Genomic DNA, 1,355 nt, shown 5'->3' with positions numbered 1-1,355 from the left:
TCATGAAAGGCGGCGAGATAGGTGGCGACTGCTTCCATGGTGACGAAGCGGTCATGAGGGTCAAAGTCTGGCCGGCGCACAGAGGCGAGGGCCTTCTCATCGGCAGTCATTTTTCGACGATGTAACTCCTTGTGTAATGTAGGTATCCAGTCGGATGACGATCATGGTGACGTAGTCAGGGAACGCCATAGGCGAACCTATAGAGGGACTGAAAGGGAACCCTCGGGTTGAAGACCACAGAAGGGAAGACCGAGGAGGGAAGTCCTCAGTCCCGGTTCAACTCAGGGGGATGCTACAGGTCAAGATAGTGGGGATTGAACGCGACACGCTTGGTGACGGGAAGTGTCTTACCCCTCCAAGCCTTCCATGCCCTGATTTGGTCCGCTCGGGTGTTCACATACAATGAAACCATACGTGGTGATGTTCCAGTGATACGGCAGATATCGACCTGGGGAAGGTCGGGGAAGTGGTCAGACAGGAAGCAGACTTCCATCTGGGGTGTCATGTCTGACAGTCGAGAAGCCTTGAACTGGTCGAGGCATTCCTTGGCAGTCGTGACAAGCGGGTTTGAAGCGATCTCAGACGCCATGGTCTTGACCGCGTGGCCCCACCTAAGGTCGATCCAAGATTGGCCCTCGGGTGACAGGACATCGAAGGGATAGCTTCCCGCCTTCCTAGGATAGATACGCTTGCCAAGACCGGCCTTGACTGCTTCGTCAGTGAGACGTCTTCGGGCTACCCGAGAGTGCCCCGACTTGGACACCTCAAGCTGTTCTTGGAGTAGCCCGAGGTGGGACAGGATTGCTCGGACTTGCCTAGATCCGACACCCTTCAGGATGCCGTATTCAGTCACAGAGACCCAGTTGCCGAGTGAGACGGTGTGTAGGTCGCCGGTGGTTCGGTCGAGTAGCTCGGTCGTGTATTCCATTGCTCCTTTGATGGGTTTGGTCGGTTGGGGCGGTTGTCCCCACGGAAAGACACTGATCAGGACACCCGCGCCTCACCAAAGCTGACCCGCCAAGCGCCACGTCCAGTCGCCCCTGGAAGGAGCAAACAGGGCAACAGGCAGTCGCAATGCAGGGAGAACCACGCGGGTCAGCTTGGGTGAGGAGCGTCTCGTAGTGCTAGTGGAAGGGTTATTCACCTTCACAGTGCTAGTGGTCACCCTATCGCCTTAACGGAGCCAGGAGGGTGGTTGTCGCCTTCGCAGTGCTAGTGGAGGCCTTATTCGACTTGCAGTGCTAGTAGGGGCCTTATTCAGGTGGGACAGTACGGCCCTTCACAGTGCTAGTGGTGTCCCTATGGAACCACCTTGGCAGTGCTAGTGGGCAACCTATCCTGGCCTTCGTAGTGCT

General features: G+C 56.8%; 1 protein-coding gene. It reads right to left on the bottom strand.

The features are described from left to right. Positions 1 to 292: 292 nt before the first annotated feature. A complete protein-coding gene (locus EOB49_RS32935) occupies positions 293 to 928 on the bottom strand; it encodes a hypothetical protein (protein ID WP_127383417.1) in 636 nt (211 codons plus the stop codon). Positions 929 to 1,355 lie beyond the last annotated feature (427 nt).

This window comes from Mesorhizobium sp. M7A.F.Ca.MR.148.00.0.0 (assembly GCF_003997735.1).
GTDB lineage: Bacteria > Pseudomonadota > Alphaproteobacteria > Rhizobiales > Rhizobiaceae > Mesorhizobium.
Note: the sequence above shows the minus strand (reverse complement) of the source record. Positions and strands in the feature narration are given on the sequence as shown.

Coding starts and splice junctions, on each gene's coding strand:
- EOB49_RS32935 (WP_127383417.1), bottom strand. CDS start 928: ATGGAATACACGACCGAGCTACTCGACCGAACCACCGGCGACCTACAC.